This window comes from Pseudomonas sp. FW305-25, from assembly GCF_017351415.1.
GTDB lineage: Bacteria > Pseudomonadota > Gammaproteobacteria > Pseudomonadales > Pseudomonadaceae > Aquipseudomonas > Aquipseudomonas chlororaphis.
Window position 1 is genome coordinate 21351 of the sequence record NZ_JACNDE010000038.1, and the last position, 22340, is coordinate 43690.

The window sequence follows — 22340 nt, forward strand, 5'->3', positions numbered from 1 at the left end:
GCTCACGGAAAGTCGAATACAAGGTGTTGGAAAGTGACTGCTGAGTACATTCTTGAACAATTCATTATTGGTCCGCGCTTGCAACTGAGCATCTCCGAGGAGCGCTACAAGGAGCTTGCGCATGCACGAAACGTGTTGTCCGAGGCACTGGCTTTCGAGCAACGATACGAATTATTGCTTGGCAATTTTCTGGCCATGGAACTCGCTTTCACCGAAATTTGCCTGCGTAACAAAGTAGAGCCCCAACATCGGTACATGGATTCAGCTGAAATCCTAGAGACAGCAAATCGCCATGTCGTGAATACGCTTACCGCTATGCGAGCCTATGCCGACCAGGTGGTGCAGGACTTCAAGTGCTTGGACCTGGTTCCTAGCTTCAGCCAGGTGGCCAAGTCGGAACTAAATGAGGCATTTTACCGAAGCTTGGACTATCGATTTATGTGCAGTTTAAGGAACCACGTTCAGCATAAGGCTACTGCTGTGCACGGTTTTGTAGCAGACGATGATCGGATGAGAGATGCCAACGGCTGGGTCGAGACAGTAACGTTTTATGCAAACAAAGAGACTCTTAGGGCAGATAAAGACTTCAAGCTCCGAGTTCTGGATGAGCAACCTCAGAAAATCGATATTCGGCGGCGTGCACGACGAAGTGTACAAGCGGTAGGCGAGGTGCATCTGGCTCTACGCAACTTGTCCAAAGACCAGGTAGCACAAGCCAGGTCAGCAATTGAACTGGCAATCCGCGAGTACAAGGAAGCTGGTGCAGAGTCAATCATCGGCCTTGGTGCTCGACGCGTCGGCGACACTACCGCAGATGTCGCCCTATTGCTGGACTGGGATGACGTTAGACTTCGGCTTGTCAATAAAAACAGCAGCCTTCCACGGCTTTGGCCCCGCCGTAGTCATCGTGAAGCGAAGGTTGAAGAGATTATCGCGCTGCGTGATGCAATGGAGCAGACCCAGGCCCAAGCCGCAGCGCTTGTGTTCGTTACCGAAGATCGCTGGCGAGACTACGAAGATGGCCTGCCGATGCCGGAAGGCCTATTTCTTCTTTACAAGCTTCAGGTGGGACGACATCCGACACATACTCTCCAGCAATTGAATGCTGTCGACGAGTAAAGGATAGCCACTACGGGATGTAATCCGTATTAGTGGCGGACGTGTCCCTTTTCAAGAACTTATATATGGGGCAGAGAGGTAGACGGCCGTGGGTAGAGCCCGACCAGTAATTACTGTTGATGAGAGGTAGCTATTAGCCGACTTCTGCCTGTCGCCACCGGCTGCTTTGGGTCGAAAATAGCCTTTCGTGACTGGCAGCTATTGGCCGTCTTCTGCCTCTCGCCAAGGGCAGTAATCGGCCAGAAGCAGCCAGCCAGAGACGTCTAAGAAACCTGTTGCGAATTAAAGTACTTATGCCTCGATGAGTTAAAAGGGCACGCTCTATATGGCTATTTGGCATCAGTCATTGAAAGCAGTGCAATCGCGCGAATGCTCGTGTATAAAAAGTACTTCGTATGAAGTTTTATAGTCATAGACTGGCGACTTAAGGGTATAGGAAAGGTCATGGATCTAAAGATCGCCTGGTGGAATTGCCATTTATCTGCACCCGCATCCAAAGCGAAGCCTGGTGTGGTGACGGCAGAATTTATTACTGTAATTCTGAGCATGCTAGATTCGGGCGTCGACCTTCTTTGCCTTTGCGAAGTCAATGAAGATAATTGCCTTGAGTTGGAGCGTCGTATCCTCGCAGCCACATTGATTGACCCAAAATATGCGCTCTATACCGTTCGTTCTCTTTATTCAAAAGACGGCAACAAAATAGACGACTACGGCATTGTTTACAATCACGAAAAGCTCTCTCCAACAAGCGAAGTAGTGGATCTCAATGCCAAATCGGATGTGTCCGCTAAGCATCTTAAGGTCGGCCGAAGACTACGCTTAAAATTACACAATGCTGTAGATCTATGGTTGATTTTGTGCCACTGGCAAAGCTTACGTACGTATTCTGAAGACTCGCACATTAGGACAGAGATAGCCTCAGAGCTTAGGGGGTACGTTAAGGATATATATGATGATGATCCAAATGCGCTAATTGTCATTTGCGGAGACTTCAACGACGAGCCATTCAGCAGATCCATTCAGATGGCATTGAAGGCTAGTAGGGATATTAGTTACGTGAGGGCGCGTAGCGATGCTCTATTCAATCCTTTCTGGCGATTAATTGGAATGACCGATCTTGTAACTGGAACCCATTTGCCGGCAGGAACTTGTGTTAGTACCGACTCACAGCAAATGACAAATTGGAGAACTTTTGATCAAATCATTCTTTCGTCCGGTTTTCTAAAGGATGGCTGGAGCTTCGTAGGAAGCGGCGTAGAAATAATGACCACTTTAAATATATCCGACAGCACTTTAAAATGGTGTGATTTCTCTGACCATTATCCCATTACCTGTAATTTGAAGAGGGTCGTTTAATGGATTTCCTCAGTTTTGTTCAGAAAGGTGTTGAAAAATCAAATAAGTGCCTAGCGGCCATCGCTGAAGTTGATAAGATCTTTGATAGCATTAATTCCGATTTAAAAAAATATGCGGCAGGTGAACTAATTTTGGATCGCGGTGTGTCTACAAGAGCCCAGATCGAGTCAATTGCAGAGTTTGTCGCAGGCGTAGAGTCGAATTATCTTAGAAATGATAGAATTCTTTTGTCACTTAAGACGAGTAATGGATTATTTACTGAGGATGTAGCAGGCTGGAAGCAACGCGCTACAGGATATCCTTGCATAATTAAATTTGATGGCCAGGAGTTGAGTTGCAACAATGCTACGCACCTCGTCACTGGGCTGTCTGAGCTCCTATCTTCTGTTGGGTTTGGTAATGCCGTAAATAATTTGATTCAAAAAGCGTCAGAGTCTGGAGCGCAGAAGAAATCAAACGTGTCTGATTCAGGCCAATCTTCCCGTTTAAGTTTAGTGAAGCCGGCAGCGGTGGCGACCACTGCGAAGAGGTATACTGCCAAGCCTGCAGCAAAGCCGGCAGCCGCTAAAGCCGCTGCTAAGAAGCCTGTTGCCAAACCCGCCGTAAAGTCGGCAGCCGCTAAAGCCGCTGCAAAGAAGCCTGCTGCCAAATCCGCCGCAAAGCCAGCAGTCCCTAAAGTCGCCGTAAAACCAAAAAGTGTTAATGCCCCAGCAGCAGAGCCTATTGTGGGCAAGGTAAGTCGTGAACATCAGTCAAGTGAAACAGACAACACTTCCTACTGATTTGACAAAGGGGACGTCTCTACTTTCAATCAAATAAATCCGTCCCCTGTTTGGTGTTTTTGGGCGCTAACAATACCGCTCCCTTTTTTTAATAAACAGCAGAAATTCGGGGGCAAACTATGTTTATAACACGCAGACACACACGACTTATGAATATGGTGGTCTGACACCGCGTACCCCTATAGAAGGAAAGTTAGTTTAGAAATAACAACCCTATCCAGCCAAGTCTTTAATTTCGAGCAGCGAGTCAGTGAGTGGTAGTGTTGAAGTTTCATCAAAGCTCTCGAGAACTTCTATCAACTCATGTTTAACTCGATCTGCAGTAATTAAGACGGAATCGTTAAGTTCGGCATCGACGTTATGTACGATGATATCGCGAGATAATTGGAGCTTCACTAATTCCTGGGCCTGCTCGGAAGATATAATGCCTTCCTCTACAAGCTTGTCAATGATAAGCCGCGTCGAAGTTTTGTTTTTTATTAATTTACGAGCTTGCTCGTGATGCAGTGCATTCATGGCAGTTTCGATGAGCAACTGCTGAATAGAAATCCAAATAGAAATGAGCTCCGCGTGCGTGCTATTTACGGTGGTCGCGATGTTTTCGGCAACTTCTTCTTTTTGCTCCGGGGACATGTAAATACTGTCAAGTTTGCTCAATGCTTCGCCGAGCTTATCCTTAACCTCTCCGGATATTTTTAGTATATTTTCAAAATCATCGTGACCAATAAAGTTGTTATGCGCCACAAGACATCTCAACTCATACAGCTTTGCCCAGCGTGTTTGTAAATACTCGCTCTTACAGCTAACGATCGGCTGAAAATATCTTTCCCAATTTGAGGTTGGAACAAGCTCCTTTAGTTCTTCAATATTTATTTCGCTGGCTGATACTGCTGATCGAACTTTCTCCATAAGCTTAGAAGAGCTTGCAGTTGAGTAAGGCTTAAATAGGAAGTCCGAAAGCTGAATGAAGTCGGTCTCAAAAAGATAGTTGTTTCCTGCTGCGTTCTTCTTCGTTTTTATGGATTCCGAAACTTCTCTCGGGACAGCCTCTTTTGTCCAGCCTAGACCGATTTTTGTAAGCATGAATTTCGTGATTAACTTGCGCATCATGTTTTCAATTTCATGTATCACAGGGTAGGCAGCTGAGGAGAGACTGCTACTAATATCATCCCATAGGACCTCAACCGGTCTTTCGGCCGCCTTGGCTAAAATGGTCCTTATTGATTTTAATAGTGACAAGAATGTTATTATCTCGGCTTTGTTTTGACAGCCTAGTCGCACGTGAAAAAAAATGTGACTATTGTTCTGTATTTCTCCTTGTTGAACATCATAGTCAAACCTTACCCCGTCGAATACCAGCCCTTTGGTTTTTATTTCTATACTGCTATATGATTGAATTAAATTATTAAATGCGGAAATTGAGTTGCAGAACCCTTCCTTAGAATTGACTATTGCAAGGTATTCGACTTTAAGGTTTTCCATTACCATTTCTTCGTTAAGTTGATACTGGCGATGATATCGTTTTGAAATCATCACGTCATCGATACATTCAGTGAATCATTGAGAGCGACGTCAAAAATCCTTCCGCTCACGGTGTTTTTTGCTGGGCCTACCTAGGATCAGTGTCTTTTAGCTGAGTTAGAGGACGTTATTCCCAAATCGCCTTGCGACCGCCCATCGAACGACCACTTTTGGCGGAAAGCAGACGCTCCTCCACCTAGCAGATGTCTACATTACTCGTCAGTATCCAAGATCCGGGAGATAGCTCAAAAGCACCCCGCAAAATCACAGCCGTGATGAGCGGCTATCATTAGCCGCTCAAGATCAAGAGAGCACTTCAGGAGTTACCCAACTCAAAAATTCGCCGGCGTATTCGCACTAATAATCTCCGCCTCATCCTGCCCAATATTCCGAAACTTATGCGGCAAGGTCGTCGGAAAATAATACCCATCCCCCGGGTTCAGCACGCTCACCTGCCCATCCACCGTCAATTCCACTGTGCCACGGGTGACAAGGCCGCACTCCTCCCCTTCGCTGTGCACTATGGGTTCGTCGCCGGAGCTGGCGCCGGGGGCGTATTGTTCGCGCAGGAAGCGCATCTGGCGGGTTGGCAGGGCGGCGCCGATCAGCAGCAGGCGGGCGCCGTCGCGGCCGAGGTCGGGTTGTTCGTTGGCGCGGAACACGTATTGGTGTTCGCGCGGGGGCTGGTCGAAGGTGAAGAAGTCGGCCAGGGACATGGGGATGCCTTCGAGCAGCTTTTTCAGGGAGCTGACGGAGGGGCTGACGCGGTTCTGTTCGATCAGGGAGATGGTGGCGTTGGTCACGCCGCTGCGCCGGGCCAGCTCGCGCTGGGACAGTTTGTAGCTTTCGCGAACGAGTTTGAGTCGGGTGCCCGTGTCCATAACAGCCTTATGCGAGAGGAACTTAAGGGTATTCGGCGCTTGGGTCGCGATTGTCGCGATTTGGGTGCCTCTGGAGCCTGAAAGGCGGCTATTTAAACATGTTTGACGGCGCTGCTGTAAGGGCTGGCGATGAGGGGTTTACGGGGATTTTACGGTGGGTTTGCGGGCCTTGGGAGGTCCTGCGAACCTCGGCGCAGCCGCGTTGGGGCTCGGCAGCGGCTACAGGTCGGCGTTGAGCCGGGGTTGGCCCGGTGCTGGGGCCGTCTGGGGTCTGTAGCCGCTGTCGAGCGTTAGCGAGGCTGCGTACGACCTGGGCGGCATTCCGACGCAGCGGGCGCCAAACCTGGCGACGCGGAGTGTCTGGCGCTCCGCGTTATCGTTCATCGCGAGCAAGCTGCGCTCCTACAAGAGCAGGAACGCGGGGTGCCATGCCCATGTGCCCTGTCGCTTAGATACCGAAGCGGTCACGCAGCGCGTAGTACGCCGCGCCCATGGCGGTCAGCGGGGCCTGGAAGGTGCGGCCGCCGATCATCGGCATGTGCGGCAGCGAGGCGAAGGCGTCGAAGCGTTCGGCGTCGCCGCGGATCATTTCGGCGATCAGTTTGCCGGCCAGGTGCGAGCAGGTGACGCCGTGGCCGCTGTAGCCCTGCATGTAGTAGGCGTTCTTTTCGATGCGGCCGAATTGCGGCATGCGCGACATGGTCAGCAGGAAGTTACCGGTCCAGCGGTAGTCGATCTTCACGTCCTTGAGCTGGGGGAAGGTCTTGAGGATCTTCGGCCGGATCAGTTGCTCGATGTCGTTCGGCTCGCGGGCACCGTAGACCACACCGCCGCCGTACAGCAGGCGGTTGTCGGCGGTGAGGCGGTAGTAGTCCAGCAGGTAGTTGCAGTCTTCGACGCAGTAGTTGTTGCGGATCAGGCTGCGGGCGACTTTTTCCGACAGCGGTTCGGTGACCACGATCTGCGAACCGCACGGCATGCTCTTGCGCGTCACCCGTGGGTCGAGGTCCTGCTGCAGGTAGGCGTTGCCGGCGATCAGCAGGTACTTGGCGCGCACCACGCCCTTGGCGGTGCGCACGATATTCGGTTCGCCGTAGGTGATTTCCAGCGCCGCCGACTGCTCGAAGATCTTGCCGCCCAGGCCGATGATGGCGCTGGCTTCGCCCAGGGCCAGGTTCAGCGGGTGAATGTGCCCGCCCTGCATGTCCAGCAGGCCGCCGACGTAGGCGTCGGAACCGACTTCCCGGGCGATCTGCGCCTGGTCCAGCAGCTTCAGGTTGTGGTTGCCGTAGCGCTCCCAGCTGGCCTTCTGTTCGGCCAGGCCCTTGAGCTGCTTCTTGTTCATGGCGGCGAAGATCCCGCCCGGGCGGTAGTCGCACTGGATGTCGTAATGCTGGATGCGCTGGCGAATGATGTCGGCGCCTTCGAAGATCATGCTGCCCAGCACTTCGGCGCTTTTTTCACCATAACGCGACTCGATCACGTCGACGTCGCGACTGTAGGAGTTGACCAGTTGCCCGCCGTTGCGCCCGCTGGCGCCGAAGCCGACCTTGGCCGCTTCGAGCACGGTGACGCTGTAGCCCGCCTCGGCGAGGAACAGCGCCGAGGACAGGCCGGTGTAGCCGGCGCCGATCACGCAGACGTCGCACTCGACCATTTCTTCCAATACAGGAAAGTCGGCGGTCTGGTTGCGGGTCGCGGCGTAGTAGCTGTTTACGTAGGTTTGCATCATGAAGTTCCCCAGCAGGTGCGGGTCGTAGCCCGCCCCGCCGTTGTTATAGGTAGTCGTCTTAACGACAACTGTCTGCGCGTCGATCAGGCTGCGTTAAAAACAGGCTCGGAATGCTCATGTAGGCCCCTACAGTCGAACGCGACCCCGGCCGTTCCTCGCCTGTTTTTGCCTTGCCTGATCGCCGCTCGACGAGTTTTCGTAAAGCGCCTAGAGCTTGATCCAGGTCGCTTTCAGCTCGGTGTACTTGTCGAAGGCATGCAGCGATTTGTCGCGACCATTACCCGACTGTTTGAAGCCGCCGAACGGCGCGGTCATGTCGCCGCCGTCGTACTGGTTGACCCACACGCTGCCGGCGCGCAGGCCACGGGCGAAGCGATGGGCGCGGCTGAGGTTGCTGGTCCAGACCCCGGCGGCGAGGCCGAAGATGCTGTCGTTGGCGATCGTCAGTGCCTCTTCCTCGGTGTCGAAGCTGATCACCGACAGCACCGGGCCGAAGATCTCTTCGCGGGCGATGGTCATGGCATTGGTCACGCCGTCGAAAATGGTCGGCTCGACATACAGGCCGCCGGTGCTTTCCAGGGTCCGCGCGCCGCCGGCCAGCAGTTGGCCGCCCTGCTCCTTGCCGATGCCGATATAGCGCAGCACGTTGTCCAGCTGGCGCTGATCCACCAGCGCGCCGACGCGGGTCGCAGGGTCCAGGGCATGCCCGGGTTTCCAGGCCTTGAGGGCCTCCACCAGCAGCGGAATGAATTGCTCGCGGATCGAGCGTTCCACCAGCAGGCGCGAACCGGCGGTGCAGACTTCGCCCTGGTTGAAGGCGATAGCGCTGGCCGCCGCTTCTGCCGCGGCGCGCAGGTCTGGCGCGTCGGCGAACACCACGTTGGGGCTCTTGCCGCCCGCCTCCAGCCACACGCGCTTCATGTTGCTCTGGCCGGAATACACCAGCAGTTGCTTGCCCACCGCGGTGGAGCCGGTGAACGCCAGCACATCCACGTCCATATGCAGGGCCAGGGCCTTGCCCACGGTGTGGCCGTAGCCCGGCAGCACGTTGAACACGCCCTTGGGGATGCCGGCATCCAGCGCCAGCTGGGCGATGCGGATCGCGGTCAGCGGCGACTTTTCCGAAGGCTTGAGGATGAACGAGTTGCCCGCCGCCAGGGCCGGGGCGAATTTCCAGCTGGCCATGATCAGCGGGAAGTTCCACGGCACGATGGCCGCCACCACGCCTGAGGCTTCGCGAGTCACCAGGCCCAGTTGATCGTGGGGCGTGGCCGCGACTTCGTCGTAGATCTTGTCGATGGCCTCGGCGCTCCAGCGGATCGCGTTGGCGGTGGCCGGCACGTCGATGCTCAGGGAATCGCCGATGGGTTTGCCCATGTCCAGGGTTTCCAGGAGCGCCAGTTCTTCCTGGTGCTCGAGGATCAAATCGGCGAAGCGGATCAGCACGCGCTTGCGCTCGGCCGGGGCCTTGCGCGACCACACGCCGGACTCGAACGCCTGGCGTGCCACCTGCACCGACCGGTTGGCGTCGGCCTCGTCGGTGCTGGCAACGTTGGCCAAAAAGCGCCCGTCCACCGGGCTGATGCACTCGAAGGTGGCCGCGCTGGCGGCGTGGCAATACTGGCCGTCGATAAAGGCGCGCCCTTCGAGGGTCAAGGACTGGAAGCGCTGCTCCCAGTCGCTGCGGGATTTAGTCATGGCAAATACTCAACGCAGGATAAGGAACGGCCGTCAGACCGTGTGCAGGTACCAGTTGTATTCGAGGTCGGAGATCGAGTTTTCGAACTCGGCCAGCTCGCTTTCCTTACAGGCGACGAACACGTCGATGTACATCGGGTCGATGTACTTGGCCATCACCTCGCTGTCGTCCAGCACGCGCAGGGCGTCGCGCAGGTTGCTCGGCAGGCTCTGCTCGTTCTGCTCGTAGGAGTTGCCTTCCACCGGCGCGCCGGGCTCGATCTGGTTGGTCAGGCCGTGGTGAATACCGGCCAGTACCGAAGCCATCAGCAGGTAGGGGTTGGCGTCAGCGCCGGCGACACGGTGTTCGATGCGTACAGCATCGGAAGAACCGGTCGGCACGCGCACGGCCACGGTACGGTTGTCGATGCCCCAGCTCGGCGAGTTCGGCACGTAGAACTGCGCGCCGAAGCGGCGGTAGGAGTTGACGTTCGGGCAGAGGAACGCCATCTGCGCCGGCAGGGTCTCCAGAACGCCGCCAATGGCGTGGCGCAGGGCGTCGTTGGTTTCCGGGTCGTCGCTGGCGAAGATGTTGTTGCCTTGCTTGTCGAGAATCGAGATGTGCACGTGCAGGCCGTTGCCGGCCTGGCCCGGGTACGGCTTGGCCATGAAGGTGGTGTCCATCTCATGGTCGTAGGCGATGTTTTTCACCAGGCGCTTGAGCAGCACCGCATAGTCGCAGGCTTTGATCGGGTCGGAGACGTGGTGCAGGTTGACTTCGAACTGCGCCGGGGCGCTTTCCTTGACGATGGCGTCGGCGGGAATGCCCTGCTCTTTCGCGCCTTCGAGGATGTCTTGCAGGCAGTCGACGTATTCGTCGAGGTCGTCGATCAGGTAGACCTGGGTCGACTGCGGACGCTTGCCGGAAATCGGCGAACGTGGCGACTGCGGGCGACCGTTCACGTTGTCCTGGTCGATCAGGTAGAACTCCAGCTCGAAGGCCGCGCAGATGGTCAGGCCCAGCTCGTCGAACTTGGCAACGACCTGGCGCAGCACTTCGCGCGGGTCGGCGAAGAACGGCTGACCTTCGATCTCGTGCATGGTCATCAGCAGTTGCGCGGTCGGGCGCTTCTGCCAGGGCTCGACGCTGAGGGTGCCGGGGATCGGGTAGCAGATGCGGTCGGCGTCGCCGATGTCCAGGCCCAGGCCGGTGCTTTCCACGGTGGAGCCGTTGATGTCCAGGGCGAACAGCGAGGCCGGCAGGTTGATGCCCTTCTCGTACACCTTGTGCAGGGCGGTACGTTCGATGCGCTTGCCGCGCACCACGCCGTTCATGTCTGCAATCAGCAGGTCGACGTAGAGGATCTCGGGATGGTTCTTCAGGAAGGCGTTGGCTTCGTTGAGCTGAACGGCACGCAGTGGGACCGACATGATGCACCTATGTGTTAATTATTATGTTCAAAGCGGTTTCGTGGCAGCAGTCAATCCGAAAGGAAAAGTGAAGTCAATAGCGAACACAGGGCCCACAGCGTTAAATATTTTGCCCTACATGGCCGTGCAAGCAGGCAATAGACACACAGATACCGAATATCCGACGAGTTGCGTTTAGAATTTTTTACACGGAAGTTGTTAATTAAAATCAACGAGGATAAGCTCTGGAAAAACTCGTTCCAGCGTGAATTTCGAGGTGATAAAAATGGCATTCAAGCCATTGATCGGCGTTACTGCGTGCGTCAAAGAGATCGGGCTGCACCCCTACCACGTCAGCGGCGACAAGTACTTGCGTGCTGTCAGCAGCGCGGCCGAGGGCCTGCCCCTGATCATTCCTTCCCTGGCGGACCTCATCGATACCGAGGCTCTGCTGCAGAATCTGGACGGCCTGCTGTTCACCGGCTCGCCGTCGAATGTGGAGCCCTTCCACTATCAGGGCCCGGACAGCGAACCGGGCACCGCCCACGATCCCCAGCGCGATGCCACCACCCTGCCCCTGCTGCGCGCGGCGATTGCCGCCGGCGTGCCGGTGCTGGGCATCTGCCGCGGCTTCCAGGAAATGAACGTGGCCTTCGGCGGCAGCCTGCACCAGAAGGTGCATGAGTTGCCGGGCTACCTCGATCACCGCGAAGCCGACCACCCGGACCTGGCCGTGCAATATGCCCCGGCCCATGCCGTCAGGGTGCAAGCGGGCGGCGTGTTCCAGGCCCTGGACCTGCCCCAGGAATTCCAGGTCAACTCGATCCACAGCCAAGGCATCGACCGCCTGGCCCCCGGCCTGCGCGCCGAGGCGCTGGCACCGGACGGGCTGATCGAAGCGGTGTCGGTGGAACACAGCACGGCCTTTGCCCTGGGCGTGCAGTGGCATCCGGAATGGCAGGTGCTGTCGAACCCGGTCTACCTGCGGATCTTCCAGGCCTTCGGCGATGCCTGCCGGCAACGGGCGGCGCAGCGCAACGGCCACTGATCAAAAGCTTCACCCACGAAATTGACTGCCACGCCCCCGGCCGGCGGCGGCGCGCCTTTGTGCGCCCGCCCCGGGCCGTGGGGCGGTTCAAGCCACACCCAGCACTACGAGAACCTGCTTTTAACAACAAGAACCAGCGTCAGGCCGCCAGGACGGCAGCGCCGAATAAACCCGCCACCGCGGGTTTGTCATCCATCTATTAAGCCGGGCCGTTTTGGCCCGACGACTGACATCTGTTGGGAGTTCCACATGGCAAACGCCTCCAGCACGTACAGAAAGGCTCTGGAAGGTCACCCGCAACCGCAGAAGGTGCTGGTGAGAGTCGACCGCGTGACCAAGAAGTTCGATGAAACCGTGGCCGTGGACGATGTGTCCCTGGACATTCACCAGGGCGAGATCTTCGCCCTGCTCGGTGGCTCGGGTTCCGGCAAGTCCACCCTGCTGCGCATGCTGGCGGGCTTCGAGCGGCCGACGGAGGGGCGTATCTACCTGGACGGCGTGGACATCACCGACATGCCGCCCTACGAGCGGCCAATCAACATGATGTTCCAGTCCTACGCGCTGTTCCCGCACATGACCGTGGCGCAGAACATCGCCTTCGGCCTCAAGCAGGACCGCCTGCCGGCCAGCGAGATCGACGCGCGGGTGGAAGAGATGCTGCGCCTGGTGCACATGACCCAGTACGCCAGGCGCAAGCCGCATCAGCTATCCGGCGGCCAGCGCCAGCGCGTGGCCCTGGCCCGCTCCCTGGCCAAGCGGCCGAAGCTGCTGCTGCTCGACGAACCCATGGGCGCCCTGGATAAAAAGCTGCGCTCGCAGATGCAGCTGGAACTGGTGGAGATCATCGAGCGCGTGGGCGTGACCTGCGTGATGGTGACCCACGACCAGGAAGAGGCCATGACCATGGCCCAGCGCATCGCGATCATGCACCTGGGCTGGATCGCCCAGATCGGCAGCCCGATCGACATCTACGAAGCCCCGGTCAGCCGCATGGTCTGCGAGTTCATCGGCAACGTGAACGCCTTCGACGGCACCGTCATCGAAGACCTGGAAGGCCACGCGGTGATCCACTGCCCGGAGCTGGAACAGCAGATCTACGTCGGCCACGGCGTCAGCACCTCGGTGCAGGACAAGTCGGTGACCTACGCCATCCGCCCGGAAAAGATGCTGGTCAGCACCAACCAACCGGAGCACCGCTACAACTGGTCCCGGGGCAAGGTGCATGACATCGCCTACCTCGGCGGGCATTCGGTGTTCTACGTCGAACTGCCCGGCGGCAAGATCGTCCAGTCGTTCATGGCCAACGCCGAACGCCGCGGCGCGCGGCCGACCTGGGACGACCAGGTGTACGTCTGGTGGGAAGACGACAGCGGCGTGGTACTGCGCGCATGAATACCTCCAGCATGACTCTCAATCAGCGTTTGTCCCGTGTGCTGCCCAGCGGTCGCAAGCTGGTGATCGGCATTCCATTCCTCTGGCTGTTCCTGTTCTTCATGCTGCCGTTTTTCCTGGTGATGAAGATCAGCTTCTCGGAAGCGGCCCTGGCGATTCCGCCCTACTCGGAGATCTACAGCTTCGCCGAACAGAAATTCCAGCTGCTGCTCAACGTCGGCAACTACGCGTTGCTGGTGGGTGACGAGCTGTACATCTCGGCCTACCTCGGCTCGCTGAAGGTCGCCCTGCTCAGCACCCTGATGTGTCTGGTAATCGGCTTCCCCATGGCCTACGCGATCACCAAGGCCAGCAAGGAAACCCAGAACGTCTTGCTGCTGCTGATCATGATGCCGACCTGGACCGCGATCCTGATCCGCGTCTATGCCTGGATGGGCATCCTCAGCAACAACGGTTTGCTCAACGGTTTCCTGATGTGGAGCGGCCTGACCTCGGAGCCGATCGAGATCCTCAACACCAACACCGCGGTCTATATCGGGGTGGTGTACGCGTATTTGCCGTTCATGGTGCTGCCGCTGTACGCCAACCTGGTCAAGCACGACCAGAGCCTGCTGGAAGCGGCGTCGGACCTGGGTTCGAGCAACTTCAACAACTTCTGGAAAATCACCGTGCCCTTGGCCAAGAACGGCATCATTGCCGGTTGCATGCTGGTGTTCATTCCAGTGGTCGGCGAGTTCGTGATTCCCGAGCTGCTGGGCGGCCCGGAAACCCTGATGATCGGCCGCGTGCTGTGGCAGGAGTTCTTCAATAACCGCGACTGGCCGGTGGCCTCCGCCCTGGCGGTGGTGATGCTGGCGATCCTGATTATTCCGATCCTGCTGTTCAACCGCAGCCAGGCCAAAGAGATGGAGGGACGGGCATGAAACGTTTCGGATTTTCCAGCCTGATGCTGGTGCTCGGCCTGGCGTTCATTTACCTGCCGATGCTGATCCTGGTGATCTACTCGTTCAACGCCTCCAAGCTGGTGACGGTCTGGGGCGGCTGGTCGGTGAAGTGGTACGTCGGCCTGCTGGATAACCAGCAGTTGATGGGCTCGGTGGTGCGCTCCCTGGAGATCGCCTGCTACACCGCGATCGCCGCGGTGGCCCTGGGCACCCTGGCGGCCTTTGTGCTGACCCGGGTCACCCGCTTCAAGGGCCGCACGCTGTTTGGCGGCCTGGTCACCGCGCCGCTGGTGATGCCGGAGGTGATCACCGGCCTGTCGCTGTTGCTGCTGTTCGTGGCCATGGCGCAGATGATCGGCTGGCCGCAGGAGCGTGGCATCGTCACCATCTGGATCGCCCACACCACATTCTGCGCGGCCTATGTGGCCGTGGTAGTCTCCGCGCGCTTGCGTGAGCTGGACCTGTCCATCGAAGAGGCGGCCATGGACCTGGGTGCGCGGCCGTGGAAGGTGTTTTTCCTGATCACCATCCCGATGATCGCGCCGTCGCTGGCGGCGGGCGGCATGATGTCCTTCGCCCTGTCCCTGGACGACCTGGTGCTGGCGAGCTTCGTCTCCGGCCCGGGCTCCACCACCTTGCCGATGGAAGTGTTCTCGGCGGTGCGTCTCGGAGTGAAACCGGAGATCAACGCCGTGGCCAGCCTGATCCTGCTGGCGGTGTCGCTGGTGACCTTCCTGGTCTGGTACTTCGGCCGACGCGCCGAAGCGGCCCGCAAGCGGGCGATCCAGGAAGCCATGGACTACACCGCCAACGAATCCTGGCAGCCAGCGGCCGCCAGCAAACCTGCTGCACCAGCGCCTGCGACGGCCTAGGCCATCGCGTTCACGACACACGCCGGCGCCTGGATCGCCAGCACGCTCGCTCCTACAGACATGCACCGTCCCTGTAGGAGCCAGCTTGCTGGCGATGGCGCCCACCCTGACACACCGCATTGCGAATGCAGCAATTCTGCACAATAAGAAATGGAGTTGTAGTGATGAAAATGCTTGGCAGGACACTGTTCGCCAAAACCATGCTGACCCTGTCCTTGATGGGCACGATGGTGACCGGCGCTCAAGCCAGCGACAAGGAGCTGCGTGTCTACAACTGGTCGGACTATATCGCCCCGGACACCCTGAAGAAGTTCGAGGCCGAGACCGGCATTCACGTCATCTACGATGTCTTCGACAGCAACGAAACCCTGGAAGCGCGCCTGCTCACCGGCAAGTCCGGCTATGACATCGTGGTCCCGTCCAACAGCTTTATGGCCAAGCAGATCAAGGCCGGGGTCTACCAGGAACTGGACAAGTCGCGGCTGCCGAACTGGAAGAACCTCAACCCGGTGCTGTTGCAGAACGTCGCCGCCAGCGACCCGGGCAACGCCCACGCCTTCCCTTACATGTGGGGCTCGATCGGCATCGGCTACAACCCGGACAAGGTCAAGGCCGTGCTCGGTAGCGATGCGCCGACCAACTCCTGGGACCTGCTGTTCAAGCCGGAGAACGCCGAGAAGCTCAAGGCTTGCGGCATCAGCTTCCTCGACTCGCCGACGGAAATGCTCCCCGCCGCCCTGCACTACCTGGGCTACCCGGTGACCAGCAAGGACAAGGCGCAGATCCTCGAGGCCGAGGCGCTGTTCATGAAGATCCGTCCTTCGGTGACCTACTTCCATTCCTCCAAGTACATCTCCGACCTGGCCAACGGCAATATCTGCGTGGCCGTGGGTTACTCCGGCGACGTGCTGCAGGCCCGCTCGCGCGCCGAAGAGGCCGGCAACAAGGAAAAGGTCGCCTTCAGCATTCCCAAGGAAGGCGCCGGCAGCTTCTACGACATGATGGCCATGCCCAAGGACGCGGCCAACGTCGACAACGCCTACCTGTTCATGAACTTCCTGATGCGCCCGGACATCATCGCCGAGGTCACCAACAGCCTCGGCTACAGCAACGCCAACGCCGCCGCCACGCCGCTGGTGGACGAAGCCATCCGCAACGACCCGGCCTCGTACCCGCCGCAGGCCGTGCTCGCCACCCTGTACGCGGTGCCCGACCAGCCGATCGCCATCCAGCGCGTGATGAACCGTGGCTGGACGCGGATCAAGCTCGGCAAATGACACCCCGCGCCCGCCCGCCATCGCGGCGGGCGCCGCTGCCCTCTTCCGTTCAGTCGCGCCTTACCACCGCGACACACCTGCGAACGGGCTCGCCTGGCTCCCTCGGTTCAGGTGACTCCTTGGCGCCCTCCTCGGGCGCCTTTTTTGCTTTTAGCCCCCACACAAAACCCTGTAGCCGCTGCCGCAGGCTGCGATCGGCCCGCAGGGACGCAACGATCTCAAGACCCATGAAGGCCCTGCGGGCCTTGTCGCAGCCTCGCAGGCTCGGCAGCGGCTACAGGGCACGCCCTTGGATGGGGCGTTTTCCGGGAAGAAACGATTCAGTGGCGTTTTTCCTTCTGTGGGTGCCGCTTTCAACCTTGCCCCTTCGTTCACTCTCTACGATTCTGTAGAGACCCCCTCGGGGCGGCGCCAGGCCGCCTTGGGCAAAACAACAGGAGCGCCCCATGAAGAGCGTCGCTGAAGTACTGAAGTTGAAGGCCAAGCACAACCAGCAAGTGCACACCATCGCGCCCCACCAGATGGTGCTCGAAGCACTGATGCTGATGGCCGAGAAGAACGTCGGCGCCCTGCCCGTGATGCAGAACGGCGAAGTGGTCGGGGTCATCAGCGAACGCGACTACGCGCGCAAACTGGTGCTGCACGGCCGCTCCTCGGTGGGCACGCCGGTCAGCGCGATCATGAGTTCGCCGGTGATCACCGTGGACTCGCACCAGAGCGTGGAAACCTGCATGGGCATCATGACCGACAGCCACCTGCGGCACCTGCCGGTGGTGGAAGACGGCCAGCTGCTGGGCCTGCTGTCGATCGGCGACCTGGTCAAGGAAGCCATCGCCGAACAGGCCGACCTGATCCGCCAGCTGGAACAGTACATTCGCGGCGAGTAGCCCTCCCCTCACCACTACCATCCCCCCGCAGGAGCCGGCTTGCCGGCGAAGAGGCCCACCGACCGGCTCCTGCACAGCCAAACCATTGCAGCATCCCGCCGACGCGGTTCGGCGCAATCGGGCACCCTAGCATCACCCCTCATCGACTGTGGCAAGGCCAGGTTAGCGGAGTATACTTTGGCAAATTTTGTCAACAGTGGACAAAACCATGAGCACCATGAACATTTCCCTGCCAGAAGCCCTCAAGGCCTTCGTCGACGATCAGGTCAGCCAGCGGGGCTACAGCACCAGCAGCGAGTATGTACGGGAGCTGATCCGCAAGGATCAGGATCGACAGCACCTGCGCGGTCTGCTGCTGGCGGGTGCTGAATCGGCGCCTGGCGCTCCTGTGGATGATCGTTACTTCGACGCCCTTCGCGACAGGGTCCGTAAGGAATGAAGGCACAGCGGGTCATTCCAAGGGCCCTGGCCAATCAGGATGTAGAAGACGCTATCGATTACTACCTGGCTCAACAGGCCGAGCAGGCGGCCCTGGGCTTCATCGACGACCTGCAAGCCGCCTATGCGCATATCGCCCGGCATCCGGCCTCAGGCCTTTCCCGCTACACCCATGAGCTCGATTTGCCAGGGCTTCTCTACTGGCCATTGAGTCGCTATCCCTATCTGGTGTTCTACACCCGGCACGACGACCACATTGACGTGTGGCGCGTCCTGCACGCCATGCGGGACATTCCCGCCTCGCTGACGCAAAGCCCAGCACACTGAACGACCAGCAGCGTTCAATTGCACCGGCCTTGCCGGCTATCGCGAGCAATCGAGCGTCGACCGGCTGCTCCTACGGAGGCACGCCATGCGTAGCCCCTTACCAGGCGCCGTTTACCCCGCGGTGAAGAACTGCCGCCCATCGCGCTTGAGCAAATCCAAAAGCAGCTGGGCCGCCGGCGACAGGTAACCTTCGGTCCGCACCAGTACCACGATGCTGCGGTGCATGCGGGTTTGCGCCAGCGGCACTTCCCGCAGGTGGGCGATGCCCTTGAAGTCGTCCAGGGTTTCCCGGGCCAGGAAGCTCAGCAGCCCGGTCTTGGCGATCAACCGCGGCAGCAGGGAAATGGTGTTGGTCTCGATCTGCACCGCCGGTAGTGGCAGCTGGTGGCTCTGGAACACATTGTCGATCCAGCGGCGGGCCGAGACCCCGGTTCCCGGCAGTACCCAACGGTAGTCGCACAGGTCTTGCAGGCGCATCGGCGTGTCGAACACCGGATGGTCGCGGCTGGCCACCACCACGGCCTGGTCTTCGAACAGAGTGTGATGGCTCAGGTGCGGGTCACCCTCGGACAGCGGGCAGATCACCATGTCCAGGCGCCCCGAACGCAGGGACTCGCGGAGCACGTCGTCCTGGCCGATCACCAGGTTCAGGGTGATGTCCGGGGCGCGTTCCAGCAGCGTTGCGGTCATCTGCGGCAGCAAGTGCTCGGCCATGCTGGCGGCACAGCCCAGGCGGATATTGCCGAGCACGCCGCTGGCAAAATCGCGCACCTCGCGATGGGTCTCGGCGATGTTCTGCTGCAACTGCCGAGCGCGCTGTTGCAGCAACTGGCCCACCGCCGTCAGCTTGATCCGCCGCCCGTCACGCTCGAATAGCTTGGTGCCAAAGGACTCCTCCAGGCGCTGGATGCTCTTGGTCAGCGCCGGCTGGCTGCGATTGAGCTTCTGCGCCGCGCGCCCGAGGTGGCCGAGCTCGGCGATGGTTTCGAAATAGGTCAGGTCGCGCAGGTCCATGATCGATAAACCAGAGTTATTGGTTGATCACAATTAGAAACTGGACTTGATCAATTGCGCTATCAATAATTTGCTCCGAAGCGCTGGTAGCAACGGTCCCGCAACAGGAACGGCCAGCGCGCTGGAGAATGCCCTTGCCTCGTCCCTCGCCTTTGTCCCTGTCCGCCTGCCCCCTTGCCCTGCAATGGCTGGCGCTGCTGATCCTCGCCGGCAGCGCCGGGCAGTTGCTGAGCCACTTCGAGGTGCCCGCCGGGCAGTTTCTCGGGCCGATGCTGGTGGCCATCGGTTTCGGCGTCAGCGGCGCCAGCATCCGCGTGCCGCGCCAGGCCTTTCGCCTCGGCCAGGGTTCGGTCGGGGTCCTGGCCGCCCACTCCATGACCATGGCGGTGCTGGCCTCGATGGTGCAGTCCTGGCATGTGATGCTGTTCGCCACCGTGCTCACCGTCTGCCTCAGTGCCCTGGTCGGCCTGGCGCTGGTGCGCCTCGGCGGCCTGCCACCCAGCACCGCGGCCTGGGGCACTGCGCCGGGGGCGGCCTCGGCCATGGTCGCGATGGCCGACGATTTCGGCGCCGACTCTCGGGTGGTGGCCACCATGCAGTACGTGCGAGTGGTCTGCGTGGTGATGATCGGCGCCCTGGCCGGCCACTGGATCGGCGTGCCGGCCGGCGGCAGCCAGGCCCACAGCACCGAGGTGGTCCTGCAGACCTTCACCCTGCTCAACCTCGGCCTGACCCTGGGCACCATCGTGCTCGGCGTGCTGCTCGGCTCACGGGTGCCGGCCGGGGCCCTGCTGGTACCGCTGCTGATCGGCGGCGCCTTGCAGATCTCCGGGCTGCTGCACATCACCCTGCCCGGCTGGCTGCTGGCCCTGGCCTATGGCGCCATCGGCTGCTACATCGGCCTGCGCTTCGACCGGCCGACCGTGCGCTACGTCTGGACCCGCCTGCCGACGATGATCTTCGGCGCGGTGCTGCTGATCGCCCTCTGCGCACTGTCGGCCTGGCTGCTGGCGCACTGGCTGGACAAGGATTTCCTCTCGGTCTACCTCGCCACCAGCCCCGGCGGCCTGGACGCCATGACGATCATCGCGGTGGACACCCACTCCGACGTCGGCCTGGTGCTGGCCATGCAGACCCTGCGGCTGTTCGCGGTGATTGTCAGCGGCGCTTTTTTCGCCCGGCTGATCATCAAGTGGTCGCGCTGACCCCTGGAGCCGCGCGTCTTTAAACACTCTGAAATAGTAAATCCAAGCGCTATCCGCCCTTCCCTGGCCCCGCCGCCAGGCGCCTGAATACGGGCTTCAAGCCACTGTCCTGCAGCACCCCGGGCCGTTTCGCCAGCGACCCGGGAGCTTATTTCCTTCTCGAATAAGAAACGTCTTGCCGCCGGCTGTTGTTACCATGGCGCACATTTGCATGAAGATTTAATGACTGGCAGGTTTTTCGTGAATTTCATCCGGCGTGTTTTCCATCATCCCCTGGCCCCCCTCGGCGCACTGCTGAGCCTGGTGCTGCTCGTGCCCCTGGTGGCGCGCGCGCTGCTCGGCTGGTCCGATCCCCTGGGCTATCTCTCCGACCTGGGCACCGCGGGCCTGTTGACCCTGCTGCTGTACCGCCGGCCCTGGTGGCTGGCCCTGCCGGTGCTGCTGGTGTGGAGCCTGCTGAGCATCGCCAGCGCCGAGCTGGTCAGCGCCGTGGGCCGCCTGCCCAACGCCTCCGACCTGCATTACCTGTTCGACCCGCAGTTCGTCGGCAACTCCACCGGCGGCGGCCTGGCCCATCCCTGGCTGGCGGCGGCGCTGCTGTCCGGGCTGGCGTTGTGGCTGGGCGTGCAATGGGCGGCCCGCGGCACCCGCGCCCCGCGCTTGCCGCGCCATGCCTGGACCGCCCCGGCGCTGCTGTGGCTGGCCCATGGCGGCGTGCAATACCTGAACCCCAGCGAAGCCGATCAATGGCGCCTGTTCAACCTGCCGCACCAGTTGCTCGCGGCCACCGCCGGCCAGGGCCAGGTACAGCTGGAACAATGGCTGGAAGGCGATGTGCCCGAGCTGCCGGTGCAGATGGCCGGCCTGACCCAGCTCGACCTCGACGGCGAGCCGTTGCTGGCCACCCCGGGCCAGGCGCGCAACGTGCTGGTGATCGCCCTGGAAGGCATTCCCGGGGCCTATATCAAGACCAACCGCGAGGCCCTGCACAGCCGCTACCAGGACAACCTGATGCCCAAGCTCAGCGCCTGGGCCGAACGCGGCATGAACACCCCGGACTATGTATTGCACAGCCACCAGACCATCCGCGGCCTGTACGCCATGCTCTGCGGCGACTACGACAAGCTCGACAACGGTACGCCCAAGGGCATCGAGCTGCTGACCCAGAGCCAGCGCAACCAGGCCTGCCTGCCCGCGCAGTTGCGCAAGCAGGGGTTCAACACCCATTACCTGCAAGGCGCCGGCCTGCGCTTCATGGCCAAAGACAAGATCATGCCGCACATCGGCTTCGACTCGACCCATGGCCTGGAGTGGTTCAGCAACGCCAACTACCTGGACTTCCCCTGGGGCAAGGACGACAAGGCCTTCTTCGAAGGCGCGCTGGACTATGTCGGCCAGCTGAAAAAGCAGAAGCAGCCGTGGATGCTCACCCTGCTGACCGTCGGCACCCACCAGCCCTACTCCGCGCCGGAGGACTACCTCAACCGCTTCGACACGCCCAAGCAGGCCGCGGTGGCCTACCTGGACGATGCCATCGGTGAGTTCATGGACCAGCTGGAGCGCCAGGGCGTGCTCAAGGACACCCTGGTGGTGATCACCTCGGACGAGTCCCACGGCATCGATGGCGTGCGCCTGGCCTCGTCCTGGGGTTTCAACCTGATGCTCGCCCCGGAGCAGGCGCAGCTGCCCAGGCTCAAGTCCGGGACCTACGGTCATGTCGACCTGAGCGCCTCGGTGCTCGACTACTTCGGCTTCCAGGTGCCGGACAGCCTCAGCGGTCGCTCGCTATTTCGCGACTACGCCCTGGGCCGGGAGATCATGTCCTACACCAACGGCAAGCTGCGTTATCACGATGGCCAGGGCACCCTGACCGAGTGCGATTTCCAGCAGCGTTGCCGCTACTACTCAAGCACCGGCTTCATCGCCGACAGCGCCACCTTCAAGGGCCAGTACGGCGGCCTGCGGGCGCGCCAGATCAGCGCCCGGGCTGAAGGCCTGGACCGCACCCTGCTGCAATCGCCGTTGAACCTGCACTACCAGTTCGGCAGCCCGGCGATCATCCCGCTGCAGGCGCAAATCAAGGATGACTGGGCCGACAACCTGATCGGCGCGCAGTACCTGGAAATGCCCAAGGGCTCGCTGACCCGCGTGCGCTTCACCGTGCGCTCGGCCGACCCGCAGCAGAACGCCTACATCCTGCTCAAGGGCAAGGAGCGCGAGCAGGATGTGGCCCTGGGCCTGCCGGAAGAGATGCTGGTCACCCCCGACCAGCCGCTGGAAATGGACTTCAGCTTCGCCAACCCGGAATCGCGCAAGGCCTTCTCCTTCCACCTGCTGGGCTACGGCCTGGGCGCGGTGGAGGTCAGTGACTTCAGCGTGATCACCGAACTGCCGGGGCAAGAGCAAGACAGCGAAGAACCCCAGGACGACAACCCGCACGCCTCCTGAATCGCCTCCC

The 22340-nt window shown here is 59.9% G+C and carries 19 protein-coding genes; 13 read left to right on the forward strand and 6 right to left on the reverse strand.

The features are described 5' to 3' along the window. The first annotated feature begins 33 nt into the window (after positions 1-33). The 3 genes from J4E58_RS26355 (at position 34) to J4E58_RS26365 (ending at position 3257) form a co-directional block, all read left to right on the forward strand. A complete protein-coding gene (locus J4E58_RS26355) occupies positions 34-1119 on the forward strand; it encodes a hypothetical protein (protein ID WP_087088233.1) in 1086 nt (361 codons plus the stop codon). Between the two features lie 444 nt (positions 1120-1563). Next, positions 1564-2475 carry an endonuclease/exonuclease/phosphatase family protein gene (locus J4E58_RS26360; RefSeq protein ID WP_143481868.1) on the forward strand — a complete coding sequence of 304 codons (912 nt, stop codon included), beginning with the start codon at positions 1564-1566 and terminating at the stop codon, positions 2473-2475. After that, positions 2475-3257 carry a hypothetical protein gene (locus tag J4E58_RS26365; RefSeq protein WP_178082615.1) on the forward strand — a complete coding sequence of 261 codons (783 nt, stop codon included), beginning with the start codon at positions 2475-2477 and terminating at the stop codon, positions 3255-3257. Before J4E58_RS26360 ends, J4E58_RS26365 begins: the two co-directional genes overlap by 1 nt. A 213-nt stretch (positions 3258-3470) precedes the next feature. Here the strand turns inward: J4E58_RS26365 and J4E58_RS26370 are convergent, their stop codons facing one another. The 5 genes from J4E58_RS26370 to J4E58_RS26390 form a co-directional block, all read right to left on the reverse strand. Further along, complete coding sequence (locus J4E58_RS26370) at positions 3471-4739, reverse strand: HepT-like ribonuclease domain-containing protein (protein WP_158247367.1); 1269 nt, start codon at positions 4737-4739, stop codon at positions 3471-3473. Between the two features lie 371 nt (positions 4740-5110). Beyond that, positions 5111-5659: a cupin domain-containing protein gene (locus tag J4E58_RS26375; protein WP_009043206.1), complete on the reverse strand. Its 549-nt coding sequence runs from the start codon at positions 5657-5659 to the stop codon at positions 5111-5113. Positions 5660-6107: 448 nt separating this feature from the next. Continuing rightward, complete coding sequence (locus J4E58_RS26380; protein WP_087088237.1) at positions 6108-7391, reverse strand: FAD-binding oxidoreductase; 1284 nt, start codon at positions 7389-7391, stop codon at positions 6108-6110. Between the two features lie 207 nt (positions 7392-7598). Next, positions 7599-9089: an aldehyde dehydrogenase gene (locus tag J4E58_RS26385; RefSeq protein ID WP_087088239.1), complete on the reverse strand. Its 1491-nt coding sequence runs from the start codon at positions 9087-9089 to the stop codon at positions 7599-7601. Between the two features lie 33 nt (positions 9090-9122). After that, entirely contained in the window at positions 9123-10499 is a 1377-nt protein-coding gene (locus tag J4E58_RS26390; RefSeq protein ID WP_007922908.1) for a glutamine synthetase family protein, read from the reverse strand. Between the two features lie 265 nt (positions 10500-10764). On the opposite strand from J4E58_RS26390, the gene J4E58_RS26395 reads away from it, so the two are divergent. The 8 genes from J4E58_RS26395 (at position 10765) to J4E58_RS26430 (ending at position 17663) form a co-directional block, all read left to right on the forward strand. Beyond that, on the forward strand, positions 10765-11526 hold the full coding sequence (locus tag J4E58_RS26395) for a gamma-glutamyl-gamma-aminobutyrate hydrolase family protein (protein ID WP_087089293.1): 762 nt from the start codon (positions 10765-10767) through the stop codon (positions 11524-11526). A gap of 249 nt (positions 11527-11775) precedes the next feature. Beyond that, complete coding sequence (locus J4E58_RS26400; protein ID WP_087088242.1) at positions 11776-12918, forward strand: ABC transporter ATP-binding protein; 1143 nt, start codon at positions 11776-11778, stop codon at positions 12916-12918. Between the two features lie 41 nt (positions 12919-12959). Then, on the forward strand, positions 12960-13841 hold the full coding sequence (locus J4E58_RS26405; protein ID WP_162235127.1) for an ABC transporter permease subunit: 882 nt from the start codon (positions 12960-12962) through the stop codon (positions 13839-13841). Continuing rightward, positions 13838-14734, forward strand: a complete 897-nt coding sequence (locus tag J4E58_RS26410) for an ABC transporter permease subunit (RefSeq protein WP_087088244.1) — start codon at positions 13838-13840, stop codon at positions 14732-14734. The genes J4E58_RS26405 and J4E58_RS26410 overlap by 4 nt, the downstream gene beginning before the upstream one ends. A gap of 164 nt (positions 14735-14898) precedes the next feature. After that, entirely contained in the window at positions 14899-16011 is a 1113-nt protein-coding gene (locus tag J4E58_RS26415) for a polyamine ABC transporter substrate-binding protein (protein ID WP_087088246.1), read from the forward strand. A gap of 446 nt (positions 16012-16457) precedes the next feature. After that, positions 16458-16898 carry a CBS domain-containing protein gene (locus J4E58_RS26420; RefSeq protein WP_007930897.1) on the forward strand — a complete coding sequence of 147 codons (441 nt, stop codon included), beginning with the start codon at positions 16458-16460 and terminating at the stop codon, positions 16896-16898. 208 nt (positions 16899-17106) lie between these two features. Beyond that, entirely contained in the window at positions 17107-17337 is a 231-nt protein-coding gene (locus J4E58_RS26425) for a type II toxin-antitoxin system ParD family antitoxin (RefSeq protein WP_007930895.1), read from the forward strand. Continuing rightward, positions 17334-17663 carry a type II toxin-antitoxin system RelE/ParE family toxin gene (locus J4E58_RS26430; protein ID WP_087088248.1) on the forward strand — a complete coding sequence of 110 codons (330 nt, stop codon included), beginning with the start codon at positions 17334-17336 and terminating at the stop codon, positions 17661-17663. Before J4E58_RS26425 ends, J4E58_RS26430 begins: the two co-directional genes overlap by 4 nt. A 111-nt stretch (positions 17664-17774) precedes the next feature. Here J4E58_RS26430 and J4E58_RS26435 read toward each other — a convergent pair whose 3' ends face one another. Then, the gene (locus J4E58_RS26435) at positions 17775-18677 is read right to left on the reverse strand and encodes a LysR family transcriptional regulator (RefSeq protein ID WP_087088250.1); all 903 of its coding nucleotides are present in this window, start codon (positions 18675-18677) and stop codon (positions 17775-17777) included. A 128-nt stretch (positions 18678-18805) separates the two neighbouring features. Between J4E58_RS26435 and J4E58_RS26440 the strand changes: the two genes are divergently transcribed. Together J4E58_RS26440 and J4E58_RS26445 are read left to right on the forward strand one after the other, a co-directional pair. Then, positions 18806-19882 (forward strand): AbrB family transcriptional regulator, encoded by a 1077-nt coding sequence (locus J4E58_RS26440; RefSeq protein ID WP_087088255.1) that lies wholly within the window; start codon positions 18806-18808, stop codon positions 19880-19882. A gap of 222 nt (positions 19883-20104) precedes the next feature. After that, entirely contained in the window at positions 20105-22330 is a 2226-nt protein-coding gene (locus J4E58_RS26445) for an LTA synthase family protein (protein ID WP_087088257.1), read from the forward strand. Positions 22331-22340 lie beyond the last annotated feature (10 nt).

Bases quoted from the DNA above. Each gene is read 5' to 3' on its own strand.
- J4E58_RS26445 (WP_087088257.1), top strand. From the start codon at position 20,105: ATGACTGGCAGGTTTTTCGTGAATTTCATCCGGCGTGTTTTCCATCAT.
- J4E58_RS26435 (WP_087088250.1), bottom strand. From the start codon at position 18,677: ATGGACCTGCGCGACCTGACCTATTTCGAAACCATCGCCGAGCTCGGC.
- J4E58_RS26380 (WP_087088237.1), bottom strand. From the start codon at position 7,391: ATGATGCAAACCTACGTAAACAGCTACTACGCCGCGACCCGCAACCAG.
- J4E58_RS26385 (WP_087088239.1), bottom strand. From the start codon at position 9,089: ATGACTAAATCCCGCAGCGACTGGGAGCAGCGCTTCCAGTCCTTGACC.
- J4E58_RS26420 (WP_007930897.1), top strand. From the start codon at position 16,458: ATGAAGAGCGTCGCTGAAGTACTGAAGTTGAAGGCCAAGCACAACCAG.
- J4E58_RS26410 (WP_087088244.1), top strand. From the start codon at position 13,838: ATGAAACGTTTCGGATTTTCCAGCCTGATGCTGGTGCTCGGCCTGGCG.
- J4E58_RS26415 (WP_087088246.1), top strand. From the start codon at position 14,899: ATGAAAATGCTTGGCAGGACACTGTTCGCCAAAACCATGCTGACCCTG.
- J4E58_RS26425 (WP_007930895.1), top strand. From the start codon at position 17,107: ATGAGCACCATGAACATTTCCCTGCCAGAAGCCCTCAAGGCCTTCGTC.
- J4E58_RS26370 (WP_158247367.1), bottom strand. From the start codon at position 4,739: ATGGAAAACCTTAAAGTCGAATACCTTGCAATAGTCAATTCTAAGGAA.
- J4E58_RS26360 (WP_143481868.1), top strand. From the start codon at position 1,564: ATGGATCTAAAGATCGCCTGGTGGAATTGCCATTTATCTGCACCCGCA.
- J4E58_RS26395 (WP_087089293.1), top strand. From the start codon at position 10,765: ATGGCATTCAAGCCATTGATCGGCGTTACTGCGTGCGTCAAAGAGATC.
- J4E58_RS26365 (WP_178082615.1), top strand. From the start codon at position 2,475: ATGGATTTCCTCAGTTTTGTTCAGAAAGGTGTTGAAAAATCAAATAAG.
- J4E58_RS26375 (WP_009043206.1), bottom strand. From the start codon at position 5,659: ATGGACACGGGCACCCGACTCAAACTCGTTCGCGAAAGCTACAAACTG.
- J4E58_RS26400 (WP_087088242.1), top strand. From the start codon at position 11,776: ATGGCAAACGCCTCCAGCACGTACAGAAAGGCTCTGGAAGGTCACCCG.
- J4E58_RS26390 (WP_007922908.1), bottom strand. From the start codon at position 10,499: ATGTCGGTCCCACTGCGTGCCGTTCAGCTCAACGAAGCCAACGCCTTC.
- J4E58_RS26440 (WP_087088255.1), top strand. From the start codon at position 18,806: ATGCCCTTGCCTCGTCCCTCGCCTTTGTCCCTGTCCGCCTGCCCCCTT.
- J4E58_RS26430 (WP_087088248.1), top strand. From the start codon at position 17,334: ATGAAGGCACAGCGGGTCATTCCAAGGGCCCTGGCCAATCAGGATGTA.